The following is an 18,941-nucleotide window of genomic DNA, read 5'->3' on the forward strand; positions in this document are numbered from 1 at the left end:
CTCCGGATCCTCGGATCCCGCAGCGGGTCCGGGAGGCACGGCCACGAGCCGGCCCCTCCCGGACCCGATCGACTGCACCAGAGCGCCCGGTCTCCTCATCCAGGAGGCCGGGCGCTCTCGCATGTCCGGGGCCGGTGATGCTCCGACTCCACGAGTCCGTCGCGCCGGCGCGTCGTGCCCGGTGGCAGTCCGCGTCCAGCTGCGAGCTGCGGTGCGACGAGCCGACGAGCCGACGAGCCGACGAGCCGACGAGCCGACGAGCCGAGCATGCACCTGCGCTGACGAGGACGGAGAGCGGTCCGCCGCTCGGACGGTGCGAAGACTCCACCCGCTCGAGGCCGCTCGAGGACCCTGCCCCGCTTCGAACAGCGAGAAGGCCGCCGCCCCCTGAGGGGCGGCGGCCTTCTCGACCGGGTCCCCGGGGCTCAGCCCGGGACGTCGGTCACTTGTCGGACTCGGCGTCCTCGGCGGCGGGAGCCTCAGCGGACTCGTCGTCGGAGGCCTCGTCCTCAGCCGTCTCGTCCTCGGCGGACACGTCCTCGTCGAGGCCGAGGTCGAGGACCTCGCCCGCGGCGTTCTTGACGGTGACGTCGGCCAGGGCCACGTCGAGCGCCTTCGAGCGCTGGACCTCGCCGAAGATCTGCTCGAGCTGGCCGGACTGGGCGAGCATCTGCAGCAGCTGGTTCGGCTCGATGCCGTACTGGGCGGAGAGCTGGCTCATGTAGCTCATGAGATCGCCCTGGCCGACCTGGACCTCGCGGGTCGCGTTGATCTCGTCGAGCAGGAACTGCGCGCGGATCGCCTTCTCGGTGTCCTCGCGGATCTCCTCGGCGTGCGGGTCGTCGGCCTGCTTGCCCTCGTTCTCGAGGTGCTGCAGGATCTCGTCGGCCACGAGCTGCTCGGGGACGGGGATCTCGAGCTCGTCGAGGAGCTTCTCGAGGAGCGCGTTGCGGGCGATGGCGACGCGGTTGCCCTCGGCATCGGCCGCGGCGCGGGCGCGCAGGTCGTCCTTGAGCTCCTCGATGGTGTCGAACTCGGAGGCGAGCTCGGCGAACTCGTCGTCGGCCTCGGGGAGCTCGCGCTCCTTCACGGACTCGGCGGAGACGGTGATGCTGGCCTCCTCGCCGGCGCGGTCGCCGCCGGCCAGCTTCGAGGTGAAGGTGGTGGACTCGCCGGCCGACAGGCCGATGAGAGCCTCGTCCAGACCCTCGAGCATGTTGCCCTCGCCGATCTGGTAGGAGACGCCCTCGACGGACTCGATCTCCTCATCGTCGATGGTCGCGGTCATGTTCAGGGACACGAAGTCGCGGTCCTCGGCGGGGCGGTCGACGCCGGCGAGGGTGCCGAAGCGCTCGCGCAGCTCGTCCAGGCGCACCTCGACGGCGTCGTCGTCGACGACGGGCTCCTCGATCTCGAGCTCGATGGTCGAGAAGTCGGGCAGGGCGATCTCGGGGCGCACGTCCTGCTCGACGACGAAGACCAGGGTGCCCTCGTCCTTGCCGTCGAGGCCCGGGATCTCGGTGATCTCGACCTCGGGGCGGCCGACCGGCTTCAGCTCCGCCTCAGCGGCGGCCTGCTGGTAGAAGTCGGGCATCGCGTCGTTGACGGCCTCCTGCATGATCGCCGGACGGCCGAAGCGCTGCTCGACGATGCGCGCGGGGACCTTGCCCTTGCGGAAGCCCGGGATCTGGACCTGCTCGGAGATCTTCTGGGTGGCGGCCTCGACGGCCGGCTTCAGCTCGTCGAAGGGCACCTCGACGGTGAGCTTCACGCGGGTGGGGCCGAGCTTCTCGGAGGCGGTCTTCACTGGTCAGGTCTCCCTGTTGGATGTGGTGGATGAAGGTCTGTTGTCACGACTGCCGCCGGCGCGCTCAGGGGCGACGACCCGGAGGCGGAGTCGGGGTGACAGGATTTGAACCTGCGACTTCCCGCTCCCAAAGCGGGTGCTCTACCAAGCTGAGCTACACCCCGGAGGGCAACCCATCAGATGCTACCCGCTCACCATGGGGTGCGCGCCGAGCGTCCGGGACACCTGTGAGCAGATACATGCACCACACTCGGGCGCCCCCGATGTGTCCCCTCGCTCAGCATCTGGTTCAATAGGGGCGATCGGTCGACCGCACTCGCACTCCAGCGAACCACCGGACGATCGTCTGACCGGCAGACATGCAGGTCACGCGGATGTAGCTCAATGGTAGAGCCTCAGTCTTCCAAACTGATTACGCGGGTTCGATTCCCGTCATCCGCTCCCAGCGACCTCTCAGGACATCGTTCGTCGACGTCTCGGAGCCCGGTCGATGCAGAAGGGCCCCGGCGATCGCCGAGGCCCTTCTGCTCTTCCCTTCCCGCCGTGATGGACGCGGGCCTCGGATTCGAGATCCCGTTCCAGAACTGATCCCCGCCCTCGATCAGCGGACACCGTCGGGGAGCATCCGAGGCTCACCCGGGACCCCTCAGGGGATCAGCCCAGCGCGCGTCCCACCAGATCGGCGATCCGCGCGGCCACGTCGTCGTCGACCTCCGTCACCGCGAACGACGTCGGCCACATCGATCCGTCGTCGAGCGCGGCGACGGCGTTGAAGCCGAAGCTGTGGTACCGCTCGCCGAACTTCGAGGCGTGGGTGAAGAAGCACAGCACCTCGCCGTCGAGCGCCCAGGCGGCCATCCCGTACCAGGTGCGCGGGTCGAGCTGCGGGGCGACGAGGGAGACGACCTCGTGGACGCGGGTGAGGGCGGCGCGGTCCCCGTCGGGGAGGGAGTCGATCAGCTCCTGGAGCTTCGCGCGGTCCGCCTCGCGCTTCTTCGCGCCCTTGCCGAGCGCCTTCTCCGCGCGGATCTCGTCCGCGCGGGCGCGCATGGCAGCCCGTTCGGCATCGGTGAATCCGCTGCTCGTCGTGCTCTCGTCCGTCATGGTTCCTCCTGATGGTTCGACTGTCGGGATGGTCTGCTGAATCGTGCTCGTGCGCTCAGGGGCGCGCCTGCTGGATGCGCAGGAGGTTGCCGGCGGGGTCGCGGACGGCGATGTCGCGCACGCCGTAGGCCTGGTCGATGGGCTCCTGGACGATCTCCGCCCCGGCGGCCTCGAGCGCGGCGAAGGTCGCGTCGAGGTCGGCGGCGGCGAGGTTGACGCCGAAGTAGGCGCCCTTGGCGATGATCGCGAGGAGCGTCGCATGCTCCTCCTCGGTCAGGCCGTTCCCGGCGAGGACCGGATGCAGCACGATCGCGGTGTCGTCCTGGCCGACGGGGCCGACGGTGATCCAGCGCATCGGGCCGCCGCCGACGTCGAGGCGGACCTCGAGGCCGAGGACGTCGCGGTAGAAGGCCAGCGAGGCCTCGGGGTCGGTGTGCGGGAGGAAGCTCGAGTGGATGCTCAGCGGGAGCGGGGCGGGGGCGTTCTGCGCGGTGCTCATGACGACGAATCTAGGGTTCGCTCGGCGCCGGCGCTTCTCCGTTCCTGATCATCTCTTCCTGATCACTCCTCCGGATCGGTCGGGTGACGCGCCGGGCGATGCACGCGGGCATCGCGTCGGTGATCTCGGCGCCGCGCTCGCGGTAGCCGCTCGGCGAGACGCCGACGAGCTCCTTGAAGCGCGTGGAGAAGGTGCCCAGCGAGGAGAAGCCGACCTCCATGCAGATGTCGGTGACGGAGCGGTCGGTCAGGCGCAGCAGCGCCATCGCCCGTTCGATGCGGCGCGTCATGAGATAGGAGTACGGGGATTCGCCGTACTCCTCGCGGAAGCGTCGGCTGAGATGCCCGGCGGAGAGGTGGACTCCGCGGGCGAGCTCCTCCACGTCCAGCGGCTGCGCGTGCTCGCGGTCCATGCGGTCGCGCACGCGCCGCAGCAGCACCAGGTCGTCGCGGGCCGGGGTCATGGGCGCTCCGTCCGCCGACGGTGCAGGCGCAGCACGCCGGTGCGTCCGTCGGTCCCGGTCGCGACGTCCCCGACCAGCCCGCACGCGGAGGCGTGCGCGAGCGCGCCATCGGCCTGCGCCGCATGCATCTCGAGCAGGAGGATCCCGCCGGGGTCCCGGAGCCAGGGCCCGCAGGAGTCCGCGAGGGCACGGACGACGGCGAGCCCGTCGGCGCCGCCGTCGAGGGCGCCGCGGTCCTCGTGCTCACGGGCCTCGCGGGACATCAGCGGGATCTGCGCGGACGGCACGTACGGCGGAACCGCGGCGAGGACGTCGACGCGGCCGACGAGCGAGGACGGGAGCCCGGCCAGCAGGTCCCCGCGGTGGATCCCGGCGCCGGTCGGGAGGTTCCGCCGGGCGTCGGCGAGCGCCGCGGCGCTGCGGTCGGTGGCATGGACCTCGATCCCCGGGAGGCGGCGGGCGGCGATCGCGGCGATGGGAGCGGCTCCGCAGCAGGCCTCGACCAGCACCGGCGTCCGCGCGGGGTCCGCGGCGCGCGTGCGCTCGAGGGCGGCGAGGGTCTGCTCGATCAGCAGCCGGGTGCGCTGGCGGGGGACGAAGGTGCCGGGTCCGACGGCGAGGCGCTCCCCGGCCAGCTCGACGCTCCCGACGACGCGCTCGAGGAACTCCCCGGCCTCGCGGCGCGCGCACAGGGTCTCGAGGTCGCCGCCGCGGTCGGCGGCATCCCGGAGCGCGCGGGCCTCCTCCTCGGCGAAGACGCAGCCCGCGCGACGCAGCCTCGCGACCAGCTCGTGCTCATCCACGTCGTCGATTCTGCGGCCTGCTGCGGATCGGGGCAAGCACCGCGGTGTCCGGATCCCGCTGGCGCCGCAGGCCGACGGCGAGAACACTGAGGGCATGGACGAGCTCACCGACGATCAGCGCTACGCCGCCATCAGCGCCCGCGACGGGCGCTTCGACGGCGTCTTCTTCACCTGCGTGCGCACCACCGGCATCTTCTGCCGTCCGTCCTGCCCGGCGCGCACGCCCGGTCGCGGCAGCGTCGAGTTCGTCCCGAGCGCCGCCGCGGCGGTCGAGCGCGGATATCGCGCGTGCAAGCGCTGCGGTCCGCTCGCGCCGCCCGGGGCCGACGCCGCCGATCCCTCGGGCTCGCTCGCGCGGCGTGCGCTGCTGCTCATCGGCGACGGCGTGCTCGACGCGGGGCCGGACGGCCCCGCCCACGTCGCCGATCTCGCCGCCCGTCTGCATGTCTCCGAGCGCACGCTGCATCGCGCGCTGGTGGAGCGCACGGGGGCGAGCGCCGTCGCCCACGCCCGCATGGCCCGTGCCCGGCGCGCCCATGAGCTGCTGCGGAGCACCTCCCTGCCGCTCGCGGAGGTCGCCTCCGCCGCGGGCTTCGGCAGCGAGCGGCAGCTGCACGACACGGTCCGCAGGATCTTCGGCCGCTCCCCCTCGACGATCCGCGGCGGATCCGGCTCCCGGAGCATCCGGGAGGCCCGCCCCGCTCCGCCGGCGACCAGCACGACGACGTCCGCGGTGCGCGCGGACGCCCCGCCGACGATCGCCGCTGTGCGGGTCGATCTGGCGGTGCGTCGACCCTTCGACGCCGACGGCCTCCTGCGCTGGACGGCGGCGCGCGCCGTGCCCGGCACCGAGCGCGTCGAGGGCATGCGCTGGGCGCGCGCCGTGCGACTGCCGCGCGGGCCGGCGGTGCTGGAGGCGGATCTGGGGGCGGACGGCCCGATCCCGCTCGAGGCGCGCCTGGCGGATCTGCGCGATCTGCCCGCGGCGATCGCGCTCGTGCGCCGCCTGCTCGACCTCGACGCCGATCCCGTGGGCATCGACCAGGGGCTCACCGCCGCCCTCCCCGCTCTCGGCCCGCTGGTCGCGGCCCGGCCCGGCGTGCGGCTGCCGGGGACGACGAGCGTCGGCGAGGCGCTGCTGTGGGCGATCGTCGGCCAGCAGGTCACGGTGGTCCAGACCCGCGAGCAGATCACCCGTGCGGCGGACCTGCTCGAGCGCGAGGATCCCGCGGGCATGCTGCTGCCCGAGGAGCTGCGGGAGGATCCGTCCCGACCGGGCGCCCTGCACCGGCTGCCGGTCGACCCGCGGCGCGCGGCGGAACGGGCCGAGGACTGGTTCCGCGGTCCCGCCGCCCGGCGCCGCGCTCTCCGGGAGGCCCTCTCCGCCCCGGTCGGCGCGGGACCGTCGGTCTCCCCCGAGGAGCTGCGCGAGCGGCTGCTCGCCCTGCGCGGCGTCGGCCCCTGGACCGCCGACTACGTGCTGCTGCGGGCCGCCCGCGCGATCGACGTCGTCCTGCCGCGGGACGCCGCCCTGCTCTCCGCCGCCCGCGATCTCGGCCTCGCTGCCGACCACGACGAGCTCGCGACCGCCCTGGCGGCCGCCTCCCCCTGGCGCTCCTACGCCGCCCGGCACCTGTGGCACCATGCCTCCGCTCCGAGGAAGGACCTCTCATGACCGACGCCGTCGCGCACCGCTGGATCTCCACCCCCATCGGCCGCTATCTCGTGGCCGCCCGCCCCGACGCCCTCGTCGGCGTCTGGCGGGAGGAGCAGTCGCACTTCCCCGCCGGGGCCCGCCGCAGCGCGCTCGGCGCGGAGCGGACGGGGCCCCATCCCGTCCTCGACGCCGCCGAGGCGCAGCTGCGGGAGTACCTCGCCGGCGAGCGCACCGCCTTCGACCTGCCCCTGGATCCCGCGGGCACCCCGTTCCAGCACGCGGTCTGGGAGCGCCTGGCCGCCATCCCGCGCGGCACCACCGTCACCTACGGCACGATCGCGCAGGACATCGGCCGGCCGCGGGCCGCGCAGGCCGTCGGCGCGGCGGTCGGCGCGAACCCGATCTCGATCATCGTGCCCTGCCATCGGGTGCTCGGCGCGAGCGGCTCCCTCACCGGCTACGCGGGCGGGATTGCGACCAAACAGGCACTGCTCCTCCTCGAGGGCGCGCAGGAGAGGTGACACCATGGGTCGATGACCTCGTCCCAGCCGTTCCGCTTCCCCGTCGCCGCCCGCTACGCGGGCATGGAGTCCTCGCCGCTCAAGGACATCTTCGCGCTCGCCGCGAAGGAGGGCGTGGTCTCCTTCGCCGGGGGCATCCCCGATCCGGAGCTGTTCGCGCTCGAGGACGTCGCCGCGGCCTACGACTGGGTGCTCTCGACCCAGGGCGGCCGGGCCCTGCAGTACGGCGTCAGCGAGGGCGAGCTCGAGCTGCGGGAGCAGGCCGCGCGCCGGCTGTCCCGTGCGCTCCCGACGGACGCCTCGCAGATCCGCATCACCTCCGGCTCCCAGGAGGCGCTGTTCGTGATCGCCGAGGCGCTCATCGAGCCCGGCGACACCGTGCTCGTGGAGTCCCCCACCTATCTCGCGGCGGTGCAGGCCTTCGGCGTGCACGGCGCGCACATGATCGGCGTGGACACCGATGACGACGGCGTGATCCCGGAGGCGCTCGAGGAGGCGATCCGCCGGCACCATCCCCGCTTCGTCTACCTGATCCCGACGTTCCAGAACCCCACCGGGCGGACGATGCCGATGCTGCGCCGGCAGGCCGTCGCCGAGGTGCTGCTGCGCACGGGCGTGCCGCTGGTGGAGGACGATCCGTACGGCGAGCTGACCTTCACCGGCAGCACCTGGGCGCCGATCGCCTCGCTGCCCGGGATGGGCGCGCGCACGCTGCTGCTGAACTCGATGAGCAAGCTGATGAGCCCGGGCCTGCGGATCGGGTGGATCCGCGCGGAGGGCCCGATCCTCGACACCCTCGCGGTCGCGAAGGCGGCGATCTCCATGCAGTCCTCGGTGGTGGACCAGCTGACGGTCGCCCGCTATCTCGACGTCGCGGATCTCGCCACGCACGTGAAGACGGTCTGCGGCGTCTATCGGGAGCGCCGCGATGCGCTGGCCGCGGCCATCGCGCCGATCCTCCCGGAGGGGGCGCATGTGACGCGGCCCGACGGCGGCATGTTCCTGTGGGCGGCGCTCGGCGAGGGCTGGGATGCGCAGGCGATGCTCGCCGACGCGGTCGACGCCGGGGTCGCCTATCTGCCCGGCTGGTCGTTCTTCGCCTCGGATCCGGACCGCTCGACGATGCGCCTGAGCTTCGTGACCCACTCCCCCGAGGTCATCGTCGACGCCGTCGGCCGCCTGGGAGAGGTCATCGACGCCCACCGCCCCCGCTGATCATCTCCGCGGCCGGCCGCCGCTGATCACTGCCACGGCCGGCCGTCGCCGATCGCCGGCGCGGCCGGCCGTCGCTCAGACGGGCTTCGTCCAGCAGAGGGTGACGCGGAAGCCGACGCGACGACGGATCCGCGCCCCCGGCAGCAGCTCCTGCGCGCGCTCGCGCAGCTCGGCGATGCTGGCGGCGGGATCCTGCACCGGCATCGCCCCGTCCCCCACCGGCCCGTGTGCCCGACGGGGATGCTTGACCAGGCCGATCAGCGGATTCGTCACCGCGCAGACGACGTCCCAGACGGTGTCGAGGGCGCCGTCGGGGCGCACGAGCGTGACGATCAGCAGGCGTCCGCCCGGCCGCAGCAGGTCCCGCGCCTGGACCAGGGCGGTCCCGAGGTCCATGTGGTGCAGCGACGCGACCAGGGTGAGGGCGTCGTAGGGGCCGCCCTCACGGGCGATGTCCGCGAGGCTCGCCCGGCGGATCCGCACCCCCTCGGTCCCGCGGAAGCGCTCGGCGGCACGCAGCGCCATGCGCGCATCGGGGTCGATCCCGACGACGAGCGCGTCCCCGCCGAGTCGCTCGTGCAGCGCGGCGACGAGGGCGCCCCGCCCGCAGCCGACGTCGAGCACGCGCCGGGCGCCGACGGGCAGCGAGCGCAGGATCCAGCGGTGGAAGTGGTCGTTGTGGTTCCAGGGGTGGCGGGCGTTCGCCGCCTCGAGGGCGCGCCCGGTCCAGCGCACCATCGGGTTCGTCGTGGTCCTGAGGTCCATCGCTCCTGCTCTCCTCCTCGCGGGTCCTGCTCGTCCGTGCTCCCTGCACCGTCGGCCTGTCAGCCCGTCAGCCCGTCAACCGGCGGATCCTCCGGGCCGCCATCGCCGCGAGGATCGCGAGGACGACGAGAGCCGCGATCGCGGCGCCCGCCGCGCCGTGGAGCGCACCCGCGATCCCGACGGCGAGCGCCGCCACGAGGGTGATCAGCAGGGCGTCCGCCTGCCAGCCGAGGATCATGAGCGCCGAGAAGTCCCCCTGGACGGTCGGCATGGGCGTCATCAGCGCGAGCGGCATCGGCCCCTTCGCCGCATCGCGGATCCGGCCGACGACGAGGATCGGCACGAGCAGCGGCGCGAGCGGCGCCATGCCCGCCACCACGATCGTCGTCGCGGTGAGGAGACCCAGCAGCAGCGTCGGCGCGAGGCTGTGCAGGAGCGCCTGCCTTCCCGCGCTCTGCCCGAACAGGACCGGGGCGCCCAGGGTGTGGATCGCGTGGCGGATCCCGTCGACGAAGGCGCCGGTCCCCCACCACAGCAGAGCCGTCCCGCCCAGCAGCAGCGCGACCACCCCGCCCAGGCCGGACCCCGTTCCGGACCCGGCTCCGACTCCTGTAGCGACTCCTGCAGCGGCTCCTGTCCCGGCCCACGCTCCGCCGCCGGTCGCGAGGCCGACGATGAGGGAGCCCGCGAGCACGAGCACGGCGCCGAGCAGGGCGCGCTGCGGGGTGCGCAGCCAGGCGATCGCATCGCGTCGCAGGTAGACCCATGCCAGCGGGCCGCCGCCCAGCGCCCGCAGAGTGCGGCCCCGCCCCGGCAGGTCGCGCATCTCCCCGACGGCGCCGGCGAGATCGGCGGAGCGGGCGATCGCCGTCGTGCGGTCCCAGCGCTGCGACTGCGCCCGCAGCACGCTCCCGCGCGCACGATCCAGCGCGCGGATGCCGGCCGCCGTCGCGAGTGCGCCGAGGACCAGCACGAGGATCGGTACCGTCGGACCCGCGAGCGCACCGGTGAGCGCGCTGCCGAGCCTGCTGCCGGGCCCGCCGCCGAATGCACCACCGATCATGCTGCCGAACGGGCCGATCAGACCGAGGAGCACGGCGAGCAGCGTCAGTGCGCCCGCGACGGCCGTGCGGGCACCCGGCTCGAGCAGCTCGCCGGCGAGCCAGCACTGCGCGAGCAGCGCCCCGAGGCCGAGGGCGCCGACGCCCGCGAGCACGACCTGTCCGGCGGTCGCGGCGCCGGAGAGCGCCAGGGCGCTCCCGATCGGCAGCGCGATGACCAGCACGAGGCCCGCCAGCAGCAGCACCGAGCGCAGGAACGGACGGCGCAGGGCGAGACGGCGCGGGGCCGGACCGGAGGCGAGGGTGACGACGAGGAAGGGCGGCAGCAGCGCGGGTCCCCGTCGCGCCCCGAGGAGCACGAGGACCGCTCCCGCCGCGCAGACGAGGGCGAGGCCCGTCGTCGCGGCGGCGGGCGAGAGCAGCGCCGCGAGCGGTGCGGGGCGCGCCAGGGCGAGCGCGGCCCCACGGATCAGCGGCGCGACCCCTACGAGCAGCACCATGACGGCGACGTACAGGTCGTAGGCCGAGTCCAGCGCCGCGGTGCGGGCCCCGTCGCGCTCGTCCCAGATCGCGCGGGCGGCGGTGAAGCCGCCCGTCGGGTTCGACGCCGGGCCGCCTGTCGGGCTCGACGCCGGCGCCGCCGTGGCGCGGCGCCGACTCATCGCGCCTCCTCGAGCCGCAGCCGCCGGTCCGCGAGGCTCTCGAGCAGGCGCGGGCTGTGGGTGGCCAGCAGCACGGCGCAGCCGGCGTCGGCGCGTCGACGCAGGGCGGCGGCCGCGAGGCCGAGGCGGTCGTCGTCGAGCCGCTGCTCGGGCTCGTCCAGGACGAGGACCTCGGCGGGGCGGGCGAGGAGGAGCGCGAGCGCCATCAGCTGCGCCTGCCCGCTGGAGAGCTCGTGCGGGTAGCGGTCGGCGAGGCGCGCGATGTCGAGCTCCGCGAGCAGTCCGTCAGCCGTGGACCGGGCCAGCCCGCCCGAGGCGCCCCAGGTCGCGGACACGAAGCGGAGATGCTCGGCGAGGGTGAGGTCGCGGGCGGTCTGCGGCGGGCCGATCAGCGCGGCGAGGCCGCGGCGCACGCGCGGGTCGCGGTCATCGGGCGGCAGGCCGAGCACGTGCACGCTCCCCTCGCTCGGGGCGATCAGCCCGGCGACGGCGCGCAGCAGCGTCGTCTTCCCGCTGCCGTTGGCGCCCTCGACGGCGAGGATCTCACCGCGATCGAGCCGGAGGTCGACCGGCCGCAGGAGGGTGCCTGCGGCCAGCGCGACGCCGAGCCGCTCGGCGAGGACGGCAGGAGGAACGGCCGACGGGGAGAGGGGCATGCCCTCATTCCATCGCGCCGGGCGCGCCGTCGGATCCGTCGAAGGTCTCGGCGTCAGCGACGGGAGGCGGGCCGTCCGGCAGTCCGCGTTCCGCCCGACGGCGTCATCCGCGGCAGCACCCGGCTCAGCCAGAAGCCGCCCGCGAGGCAGAGCCCCCCGGTGACCGCCCCGGCGACGGTCACCGGGGCGACCAGCGCGATGCCGCTGACGAGCAGGGGCGCGAGCATCGCGCCGCCGCCGAGCATGGTGTTCCACCAGGCGAGGTAGCCGGTGCGGCCGTGGACCGGGGAGACGTCGATCCCCAGGGTCATGACGATGCCGGAGCCGAGCCCGTTGCCGAGGGCGATCAGCGCGCTCGGGACCACCAGGGCGAGCACCGCGGCGCTGCGGGACCCGTCGCCGACGATCGTGACGAGCACCGCCATCAGCACGTAGCCCGTCCCCAGGCAGAGGGCGCACGGGACCGCGACGGCCGCCCTCCCGAAGCGGTCCATGAGGGTGCCGGCCGGGAGCACCATGAGGATCTCGACGACCGCGCTGACGCCGAACACGATCGACACCCAGCTCGAGTCGAGGCCGAGGGCCGCGCCGAGCAGCGGGACGATCGTCGTGCGGTTGACGCGGCCGATCATCACCGGAGCGATGCCGAGGCCGACCGACAGCATCCGCGCGAGCACGGCCCGATCCAGGGCGCGCCGGGCCTCGCTGCGGGCGCGCAGGCCGACGACGGGTCCGGCGGCGCGACCGCTCCCGGCGGCCTCGCCGTGCGGGAGGAAGCACCCCACCAGGACCGTCGCGCCCAGCGAGGTCGTGGCGTAGAAGAGGAAGGCGAGGGAGTCCTGGCCGAGGCCGAGCACGAGCGCGCCCAGCAGCGGGCCGACGACCTGGCCGAGGCGGATCATGCCGCCGAAGGTCGTCATGCCGCGGGCGCGGAGCGTCGGCGGCAGCGCCGAGCCGAGGAAGGACTGGCGCCCGAGCGTCCAGATCTGGGAGGAGGCCGCCATGACCGCGAGCAGGCCGATCAGCGCGCCCCGGTGGAGCGCACCGGGATCGTGCTCGAGGCCGGGGGTGATCACGGCATAGGCGGCGACGTTCACGACGACCAGCACGATGCCGGTGGCGACGAGGGCCGCCCGGGCGCCGATGCGCGAGATGACGCGCCCGGCGGGGATCGGGCCGACGAACGAGGCGACCCCGAAGATGAGGGAGAGCACCGCCGCCTGCGGGACGGTGAAGCCCAGCTGCAGGGCGATCAGCGGGATCACCGGCATGAGGGCCGCCTGGCCGGTGAACTCGAGCAGCGTCGGCAGGTAGACCGACGGCACGAGGCTGCGCATCACCGCCGCGGCGGAGGAGGGGACGGCGGATGGCACGCGAGGGAGTCTTCCACCCGGTAGTGAGCCGAGGCAAACACCGTCCGGGCATCGGCCGCCGTCATCACGCAGCGGAGCAGGTCGGGCCCCTCCGAGCCGCTCCCTCCGAGCCGCTGGCTCCGCCTCGCCGCCTCCGCGGTCCGCTCAGATGCGCCCGAGCGCGGCCACCGTGGCCTCCTCGCCGCGCCGGACGGCCTCCTCGTCGACCCCGGCGGCGAGCTGCTCCGCCGCCCAGCGCACCGCCCAGGCGCGCAGGTGCTCGGCCCCGTCGGGCGTCGACAGCCAGGCGGGCTCAGGGTGCGGGACGTCGGCCATGCAGGTCGCGCGCCAGCCGTCGGTGGCCGCGGCCAGGCGCAGCAGCGCGACCTCCCAGCCGACGGCGACGGCGCCCGGGCCCCGCTCCTCGAAGACGGCGCGCGGCATCGTCAGCTCGTGGACGATCCGCAGCGCGGCGGTGCCGTCGTCCTCCGGGTCCACGCGGATCAGCAGCGGCTCCTCGCCATGGCCGCGGTCCCAGGCGAGCGCGATGCGGTGCGGGGAGGCGACCTCGAGCACGTGTGCGCGCGTGCCGTCGGCGAGCGCGAGGCTCCCGCCCTCGCGCAGCGCGCCGGTCACCGGGCCGTACCAGGTCGCGAGGCCCTCGACGGTCGTCAGCAGCGGCCACAGGCGCGCCGGGGCCAGGCCGATGTTGGTGCTCAGCGACAGGCGCGCCGTGACGGGGTCGCCCGTGTCGTCGATATGGAGTCGTCGTCGCACCGCGTCGATCACGGACAGCGACCGGGTGGGAACCATGGTCTCCTCGCCGGGGGTCGTTCCTCTCCGAGCCGGTGCACGGCGCGGGGCGCTCGGCACGGGGTCGGACCCGGGCAGAGTAGCCGACTTCGCCGCATCCGCGCCATGGGCCGCGGGATCCGCGCCGCGGGCGGCGACATGGTTAGCATGGCGAGGGTGAACGCCGAGCAGACCCCCCGCCCGTCGACCCCCGCGACCACGGCCCGCCCCCCGGCGGACCTCCCCGTCCACCTCTTCGACCTGGACGGCGTGGTCACCCCGACCGCCGAGCTGCACATGCGCGCCTGGTACGCCATGTTCTCCGCCTTCCTCGCCTCCCGTGGCGTCGCCGAGCCGTACACGGAGGCGGACTACTTCGCCCATGTCGACGGCCGGCCCCGCTACGACGGGGTGCGGGCGATGCTCGCCTCCCGCGGGATCGTCCTGCCCGAGGGCGAGGACGCCGACGACGGCGAGCAGGCTCCGGGCCAGGAGACCGTCCGCGGTCTCGGGAACCGCAAGAACGTGCTGGTGCTGGAGCTGATCCGGCAGGGCGTGGCCCCCTATCCGGGGACCGTCGCCTATCTCGACCGTCTCGCCGCGCTGCCGGACCGGCGCCTGGCGATCGTCTCCTCCTCCCGCAATGCCGAGGAGGTGCTGGCCGGCGCCGGGCTCCGCGATCGCTTCGAGCTCGTCGTCGACGGCAACGTCGCCCTCGAGGAGGGCCTGCCGGGCAAGCCCGCCCCGGACACCTTCCTCTTCGCCGCCCGCCTCCTGGGCGCGGAGCCCGCCGAGGCGGTCGTCTACGAGGATGCGGTCTCGGGGGTCCGGGCCGGGGCCGACGGCGCCTTCGGCGCGGTCGTCGGCGTGGATCGCGGCGCCGGGGCCGATGCCCTCGCCGCCGCCGGGGCGACCCTCGTGGTCGCGGATCTGGAGGAGCTGTCATGAGCCGACTGCGCGGAGTGCCCGCCGACCCCGTCGACCGCACCCACCTGCCCGTGGACGAGTGGCGCCTGGTCGAGTCCCGCCCCGGCGCCGACCTCGGCCACCTCGAGACCCTCTTCGCGACCGCCAACGGCTACCTGGGCATGCGCGGCACCCCGGAGGAGGGCCGCGACGTGCACTCCCACGGCACCTTCCTCAACGGCTTCCACGAGACCTGGCCGATCCAGCATGCCGAGTCCGCCTTCGGCTTCGCGCGCACCGGGCAGACGATGATCTCGGTGCCGGACTCCTCGGTCATGAAGCTGTACGTCGACGACGAGCCGCTGCTGCTGAGCGTCGCCGACCTCCTCGAGTACGAGCGCTCGCTCGACTTCCGCGAGGGCGTGCTGCGGCGCGACCTGGTGTGGCGCACGCCCTCGGGCAAGCGCGTGCGGGTGCGCAGCAGCCGGATGGTCTCCTTCCCGCAGCGCCACCTCGCGCTCATGGAGATGGAGGTGACCATGCTCGACGGCGCCGCCCCGGTGGCGATCTCCTCGCAGGTCATCAACCGCGAGGACATGATCGACGACTTCGGCCACGGGGTCGACGGGCCGATCACGCAGAAGGCCGATCCGCGCAAGACCACCGCCTTCGCCCATCGCGTGCTCGAACCGCTGCAGGACTGGCACAGCGAGCGGCGCCTGCTGCTGGGCTTCCGCGTCGCCGACTCCGGCATGACCCTGGCCGTCGGCGCCGATCACGAGATCGCCTGCGATGCCGAGTCCGAGGAGCTCATGGACACCTCCGCGGACCGCGGCCGCAAGGTCGTGCGCGCGCATCTCGGGCCCGGGCAGACCCTGCGCGTGCGCAAGGCCGTCGCCTACCACTCCTCCCGCTCGGTCCCCCACCGCGAGCTGTTCGACCGCTGCCGCCGCACCCTCGACCGGGTGCGCGAGGAGGGCTTCGAGCACCAGTGGACCGACCAGGCCGACTATCTCGCCGACTTCTGGGAGCGCTCGGACGTGCAGCTGCCGGGCCGGCCCGTCGAGCAGCAGGCCGCCCGCTGGTGCCTGTTCCAGCTGGCGCAGGCCGCCGCCCGGTCCGACCAGTGGGGCATCCCCGCCAAGGGCGTCACCGGCTCCGGCTACGAGGGCCACTACTTCTGGGACACCGAGGTGTACGTCGTCCCGTTCCTGACCTTCACCTCGCCGTCCTGGGCCCGCAACGCGCTGCGCTTCCGCGCGACGATGCTCCCCAAGGCCCGCGAGCGGGCCCGGGAGCTGAACCAGCGCGGGGCGCTGTTCCCCTGGCGCACCATCAACGGCGACGAGGCCTCGGCCTACTACGCGGCCGGCACCGCGCAGTACCACATCGACGCGGACATCGCCTACGCCTTCGCGCAGTACTCGGACGTGACGGGCGACCTCGGCTTCGAGCGCCGCGACGGCGTCGAGGTGCTCGTCGAGACGGCCCGCATGTGGGCGGACCTCGGCTTCTGGCGAGTCACCGCCGACGGCGACGCGAGCTTCCACATCCACGGCGTGACCGGCCCCGACGAGTACACGACGGTGGTCAACAACAACATGTTCACCAACGTCATGGCGCGCTACAACCTGCGTCGGGCGGTGCGCGCCGTGCGCGACCTCGAGACGGCGGACCCGGCCCGCTACCGGACCCTGGTGACCGAGCTCGAGCTCGACGAGCTCGAGCTCGAGGAGTGGGCGGCCTGCGCCGACGGCATGTTCGTCGCCAAGGACGAGGCGCTGGGCATCCACCTGCAGGAGGACCGCTTCCTCGAACGGGAGGTGTGGGACCTCTCGGCGACCCCGCCGGAGGCGTTCCCGCTGCTGCTGAACTACCACCCGCTGGTGATCTACCGCTTCCAGGTGCTCAAGCAGGCCGACGTCGTGCTCGCCCTGTTCCTGCGGGGCAGCGAGTTCACCGCCGAGGAGAAGCGGGCCGACTTCGAGTACTACGACCCGATCACCACCGGCGACTCCTCCCTCTCCGCGGTCGTCCAGTCGATCATGGCGGCGGAGATCGGGCACCAGAAGGCGGCCCTGGAGTACTTCCGCACCGGGCTGTTCGTCGACCTCGGGGACCTGCACGGCAACACCTCCGACGGCGTCCACATCGCCTCCGCCGGCGGCGTGTGGAACGCCCTCGTGCACGGCTTCGGCGGCATGCGCCAGGACGACGGCGAGATCTCCTTCGATCCGCGCCTGCCCGACTCCTGGCCCGAGCTGGGCTTCCCGCTGACCATCCGCGGATCACGGATCCGGGTGCGGATCACCCGCACGGAGATCGCCTTCGCGCTCGAGACCGGCGAGCCCGTCGAGGTCTCCGTCCGCGGGGAGCGGGTGCTCGTCGGCGCCGACGGCGGGACCGCGGTGGTCGCCCTCGCCGATCAGGGGCCCTTCCTCGACGACGCCGTGCTCTCCTCGCCCGTCGGCCTCGGCGACGAGCGGCCCGACGGCACGATCGTCACCTCGGTCGTGCCCAAGGACCCCGAGGACCCGTGGGAGTATCCGGTGCACACCGATCCGGACGACATCATCGAGGAGGCCTGAGGCTCCCGCGGCGCGGGCACCGGGTCCACTAGGCTCCGAGGCATCCGCGGGGTCCTGCCCGTCCGAGGACCTGCCCGAGAACCTGTCCGAGAACCCGTCCGAGGTCCTGCCCGAGACCCCATCCCCAGCCGAGGAGCCCCATGTCCCCACGACGCCGGCCGCGGCCCGTCGTGGAGTACGAGCATCCGCGGCTGAGCATCCTGCACGTCCTGAACCGGGTGCGCATGCGGATGCTGGAGATCCAGGTGTGGGACGTGGCGGGGACGATGACCTTCTACGCGGTGCTCTCGCTCTTCCCCGGGGCGGTCGCCGTCGTCTCGCTGATGTCGATGATCGGCTTCGGGCGCGAGTCGGTCGAGGCCGCCGCGGCGATGGTCCACGAGGTCTTCCCGACGCTGGACCCGCGCCCCTTCGTCTCGGCGATCCTCGCGGTCTCGTCCTCGAACGGCGGACTGATCGGGCTGACGCTCGGCACCGCGGGCTCGCTGCTGTCCGCCTCCAACGGCGTCGCGGCCTTCCACCGGGCGCTCCACCGCGTGTACGACACCCGCGAGGGCAGGCCCTTCCTGCGCTTCCGCACGATCGTGTTCGGCGAGACGGTGCTGATCGTCGCCGTCGCGCTGCTCGCCCTCTCGATGCTCGTGATCGGCTCCGACGCCTCGCAGACCCTCGGCGAGCTGATCGGGATCCCCCGCGCCGCGTTCTACGCCTGGAACCTCGTGAAGTGGCCGATCCTGCTGGCGATCCTCGTGATCGGCGTGTCCCTCGCCTACTACCTCTTCCCCAACGTCCGGCTCCCCCGCTACCGGCTGATGACCCTCGGCTCGCTGCTGTCGGTCCTCACCCTCTTCGGCGCCGCGCACCTGCTGGGCCAGCTCATGGTCCTGGCGACGCGCTTCACCGAGGTCCTCTCCGTGCTCAACGGGCTGATCGGCATCCTCATGCTGCTGTGGCTGGCGAACATCGTCATCATCGGCGGCGCCGCCCTGGACGCGGAGTTCCTGCGCGCCCGGCAGATCGCGAGCGGGCTCGAGGCCTGGCACACGATCGTGCTGGACTCCCATGCGACCCATACCCTCGACTTCCTGGCCGAGGACGCCGAGGAGGCCGAACGGATCGGTCGCGCGGTCGCGCTGTCCGCCCGCGAGGGCGAGCCGCTGCGCCGGGAGCGGTCGGTCTGGATCGTCGACGCCGGCAGCCTGCTGGCCGTGAACCCGCCGGCGCGACATCGCGTGACCAGCGAGCCGCGCGCCGCCGGCCGTCCTCCGTCGGCCCCGGTCGCATCGGTCCCGGTCGCGTCGGCCCCAGCCGCGACGGCGTCGGTCGCGACGGCCTCGGAGGCCATGACAGACTCTCCGTCGGCCCGGACGCCGTCCGAGAGCCCGTCCCCGGATTCGCCTCCGGACCCGACGCCGGTCGCATCGCCGGACCCGACGTCGCCCTCATCGCCGGACCCGCAGCATCCCGCCCGCCCAGGAGATCCCCTCGCATGACCGTCCGCCCCATCACCATCATCGGCCACCGCGCGCTCGAGCAGCGCACCCGCAAGGTCCGCGAGGTCACCGACGACATCCGCACCCTCGTGGCGGACATGTTCGAGACCAACGACGCGGCGGACGGCGCAGGGCTCGCGGCCACGCAGGTCGGATCCCGCTGGCGGATCTTCGTCTACTCCTGCGAGGACGCGCAGGGCGAGCTGCGCCGCGGCGTCGTGATCAATCCGCGGCTCGAGCGCTTCGGACCGCTCGAGCTCGACGACGAGACCATCGAGGGCTGCCTCTCCGTCCCGGGCGAGGGCTTCCCCACGGCCCGCCATCGCGGCGCTCGCGTCACCGGGATCGATCTCGGCGGCGCCGAGGTCGTCGTGGAGGACGAGGGCGGGGTCCTCGCCCGCTGCCTGCAGCACGAGGTCGACCACCTGGAGGGCTCGCTCTACGTGGACCGCCTCTCCCCCGCCCTCCGCCGGGAGGCGCTGGATGCCGTGAGCGCGCGCGGCTGGCGCGCCCGCGGGCTGCTCACCTGGGACCCCCGCGAGAACACCGCCGACCGCGTCTGATCCCGTCCCAGCGGAGCCGACTATCCTGGCGCCC

17 protein-coding genes and 2 tRNA genes are annotated in these 18,941 nt (G+C 73.8%); 8 read left to right on the forward strand and 11 right to left on the reverse strand.

The annotated features are described in order from the left end of the window. Positions 1-442: 442 nt before the first annotated feature. Both tig and ACXET9_RS01890 read right to left on the reverse strand, forming a co-directional pair. Positions 443-1,807 carry a trigger factor gene (tig, locus tag ACXET9_RS01885; protein ID WP_457884336.1) on the reverse strand — a complete coding sequence of 455 codons (1,365 nt, stop codon included), beginning with the start codon at positions 1,805-1,807 and terminating at the stop codon, positions 443-445. A gap of 90 nt (positions 1,808-1,897) precedes the next feature. Then, positions 1,898-1,971 (reverse strand) — tRNA-Pro (locus ACXET9_RS01890). 206 nt (positions 1,972-2,177) lie between these two features. On the opposite strand from ACXET9_RS01890, the gene ACXET9_RS01895 reads away from it, so the two are divergent. Beyond that, positions 2,178-2,248: transfer RNA gene (locus ACXET9_RS01895), tRNA-Gly, on the forward strand. Positions 2,249-2,461: 213 nt separating this feature from the next. Here the strand turns inward: ACXET9_RS01895 and ACXET9_RS01900 are convergent. From ACXET9_RS01900 to ACXET9_RS01915, 4 genes are read right to left on the reverse strand one after another with little or no spacing between them, the layout of a single operon-like run. Further along, positions 2,462-2,911: an iron chaperone gene (locus tag ACXET9_RS01900; RefSeq protein WP_457884338.1), complete on the reverse strand. Its 450-nt coding sequence runs from the start codon at positions 2,909-2,911 to the stop codon at positions 2,462-2,464. 55 nt (positions 2,912-2,966) lie between these two features. Further along, the gene (locus ACXET9_RS01905; RefSeq protein WP_457884339.1) at positions 2,967-3,410 is read right to left on the reverse strand and encodes a VOC family protein; all 444 of its coding nucleotides are present in this window, start codon (positions 3,408-3,410) and stop codon (positions 2,967-2,969) included. Positions 3,411-3,420: 10 nt separating this feature from the next. Next, on the reverse strand, positions 3,421-3,873 hold the full coding sequence (locus tag ACXET9_RS01910) for a helix-turn-helix transcriptional regulator (protein ID WP_457884341.1): 453 nt from the start codon (positions 3,871-3,873) through the stop codon (positions 3,421-3,423). Continuing rightward, positions 3,870-4,676, reverse strand: coding sequence for an SAM-dependent methyltransferase (locus tag ACXET9_RS01915; RefSeq protein ID WP_457884343.1), 807 nt, complete (start codon positions 4,674-4,676; stop codon positions 3,870-3,872). The genes ACXET9_RS01910 and ACXET9_RS01915 overlap by 4 nt, the downstream gene beginning before the upstream one ends. 94 nt (positions 4,677-4,770) lie before the next feature. On the opposite strand from ACXET9_RS01915, the gene ACXET9_RS01920 reads away from it, so the two are divergent. The 3 genes from ACXET9_RS01920 to ACXET9_RS01930 are packed head-to-tail and all read left to right on the forward strand — an operon-like array spanning position 4,771 to position 8,069. Further along, positions 4,771-6,351: an Ada metal-binding domain-containing protein gene (locus ACXET9_RS01920; protein ID WP_457884345.1), complete on the forward strand. Its 1,581-nt coding sequence runs from the start codon at positions 4,771-4,773 to the stop codon at positions 6,349-6,351. Continuing rightward, on the forward strand, positions 6,348-6,854 hold the full coding sequence (locus ACXET9_RS01925) for a methylated-DNA--[protein]-cysteine S-methyltransferase (RefSeq protein WP_457884346.1): 507 nt from the start codon (positions 6,348-6,350) through the stop codon (positions 6,852-6,854). Before ACXET9_RS01920 ends, ACXET9_RS01925 begins: the two co-directional genes overlap by 4 nt. A gap of 12 nt (positions 6,855-6,866) precedes the next feature. Then, positions 6,867-8,069 (forward strand): aminotransferase-like domain-containing protein, encoded by a 1,203-nt coding sequence (locus ACXET9_RS01930; protein ID WP_457884348.1) that lies wholly within the window; start codon positions 6,867-6,869, stop codon positions 8,067-8,069. Positions 8,070-8,144: 75 nt separating this feature from the next. Here ACXET9_RS01930 and ACXET9_RS01935 read toward each other — a convergent pair whose 3' ends face one another. The 5 genes from ACXET9_RS01935 to ACXET9_RS01955 form a co-directional block, all read right to left on the reverse strand. Continuing rightward, positions 8,145-8,834, reverse strand: coding sequence for a class I SAM-dependent methyltransferase (locus ACXET9_RS01935; protein ID WP_457884350.1), 690 nt, complete (start codon positions 8,832-8,834; stop codon positions 8,145-8,147). Between the two features lie 67 nt (positions 8,835-8,901). After that, a complete protein-coding gene (locus ACXET9_RS01940; RefSeq protein WP_457884352.1) occupies positions 8,902-10,557 on the reverse strand; it encodes a hypothetical protein in 1,656 nt (551 codons plus the stop codon). Beyond that, complete coding sequence (locus ACXET9_RS01945; RefSeq protein ID WP_457884354.1) at positions 10,554-11,213, reverse strand: ABC transporter ATP-binding protein; 660 nt, start codon at positions 11,211-11,213, stop codon at positions 10,554-10,556. The genes ACXET9_RS01940 and ACXET9_RS01945 overlap by 4 nt, the downstream gene beginning before the upstream one ends. A 53-nt stretch (positions 11,214-11,266) precedes the next feature. Next, positions 11,267-12,586, reverse strand: a complete 1,320-nt coding sequence (locus ACXET9_RS01950; protein ID WP_457884356.1) for an MFS transporter — start codon at positions 12,584-12,586, stop codon at positions 11,267-11,269. 144 nt (positions 12,587-12,730) lie between these two features. Further along, positions 12,731-13,378: an SRPBCC domain-containing protein gene (locus tag ACXET9_RS01955; protein WP_457884358.1), complete on the reverse strand. Its 648-nt coding sequence runs from the start codon at positions 13,376-13,378 to the stop codon at positions 12,731-12,733. A gap of 147 nt (positions 13,379-13,525) precedes the next feature. Here ACXET9_RS01955 and ACXET9_RS01960 point away from each other — a divergent pair, with 147 nt between their 5' ends. The 4 genes from ACXET9_RS01960 to def all read left to right on the forward strand — a co-directional run bounded on the left by ACXET9_RS01960 (position 13,526) and on the right by def (position 18,907). Continuing rightward, a complete protein-coding gene (locus tag ACXET9_RS01960) occupies positions 13,526-14,305 on the forward strand; it encodes an HAD-IA family hydrolase (RefSeq protein ID WP_457884360.1) in 780 nt (259 codons plus the stop codon). After that, positions 14,302-16,851, forward strand: a complete 2,550-nt coding sequence (locus tag ACXET9_RS01965) for a glycoside hydrolase family 65 protein (protein WP_457884362.1) — start codon at positions 14,302-14,304, stop codon at positions 16,849-16,851. Before ACXET9_RS01960 ends, ACXET9_RS01965 begins: the two co-directional genes overlap by 4 nt. Before the next feature lie 140 nt (positions 16,852-16,991). Then, a complete protein-coding gene (locus ACXET9_RS01970) occupies positions 16,992-18,344 on the forward strand; it encodes a YihY/virulence factor BrkB family protein (RefSeq protein ID WP_457884364.1) in 1,353 nt (450 codons plus the stop codon). Then, on the forward strand, positions 18,341-18,907 hold the full coding sequence (gene def / locus ACXET9_RS01975) for a peptide deformylase (RefSeq protein WP_457884366.1): 567 nt from the start codon (positions 18,341-18,343) through the stop codon (positions 18,905-18,907). Before ACXET9_RS01970 ends, def begins: the two co-directional genes overlap by 4 nt. The last annotated feature ends 34 nt before the right edge of the window (positions 18,908-18,941 follow it).

The organism is Brachybacterium netajii (SeqCode) (genome assembly GCF_054114245.1).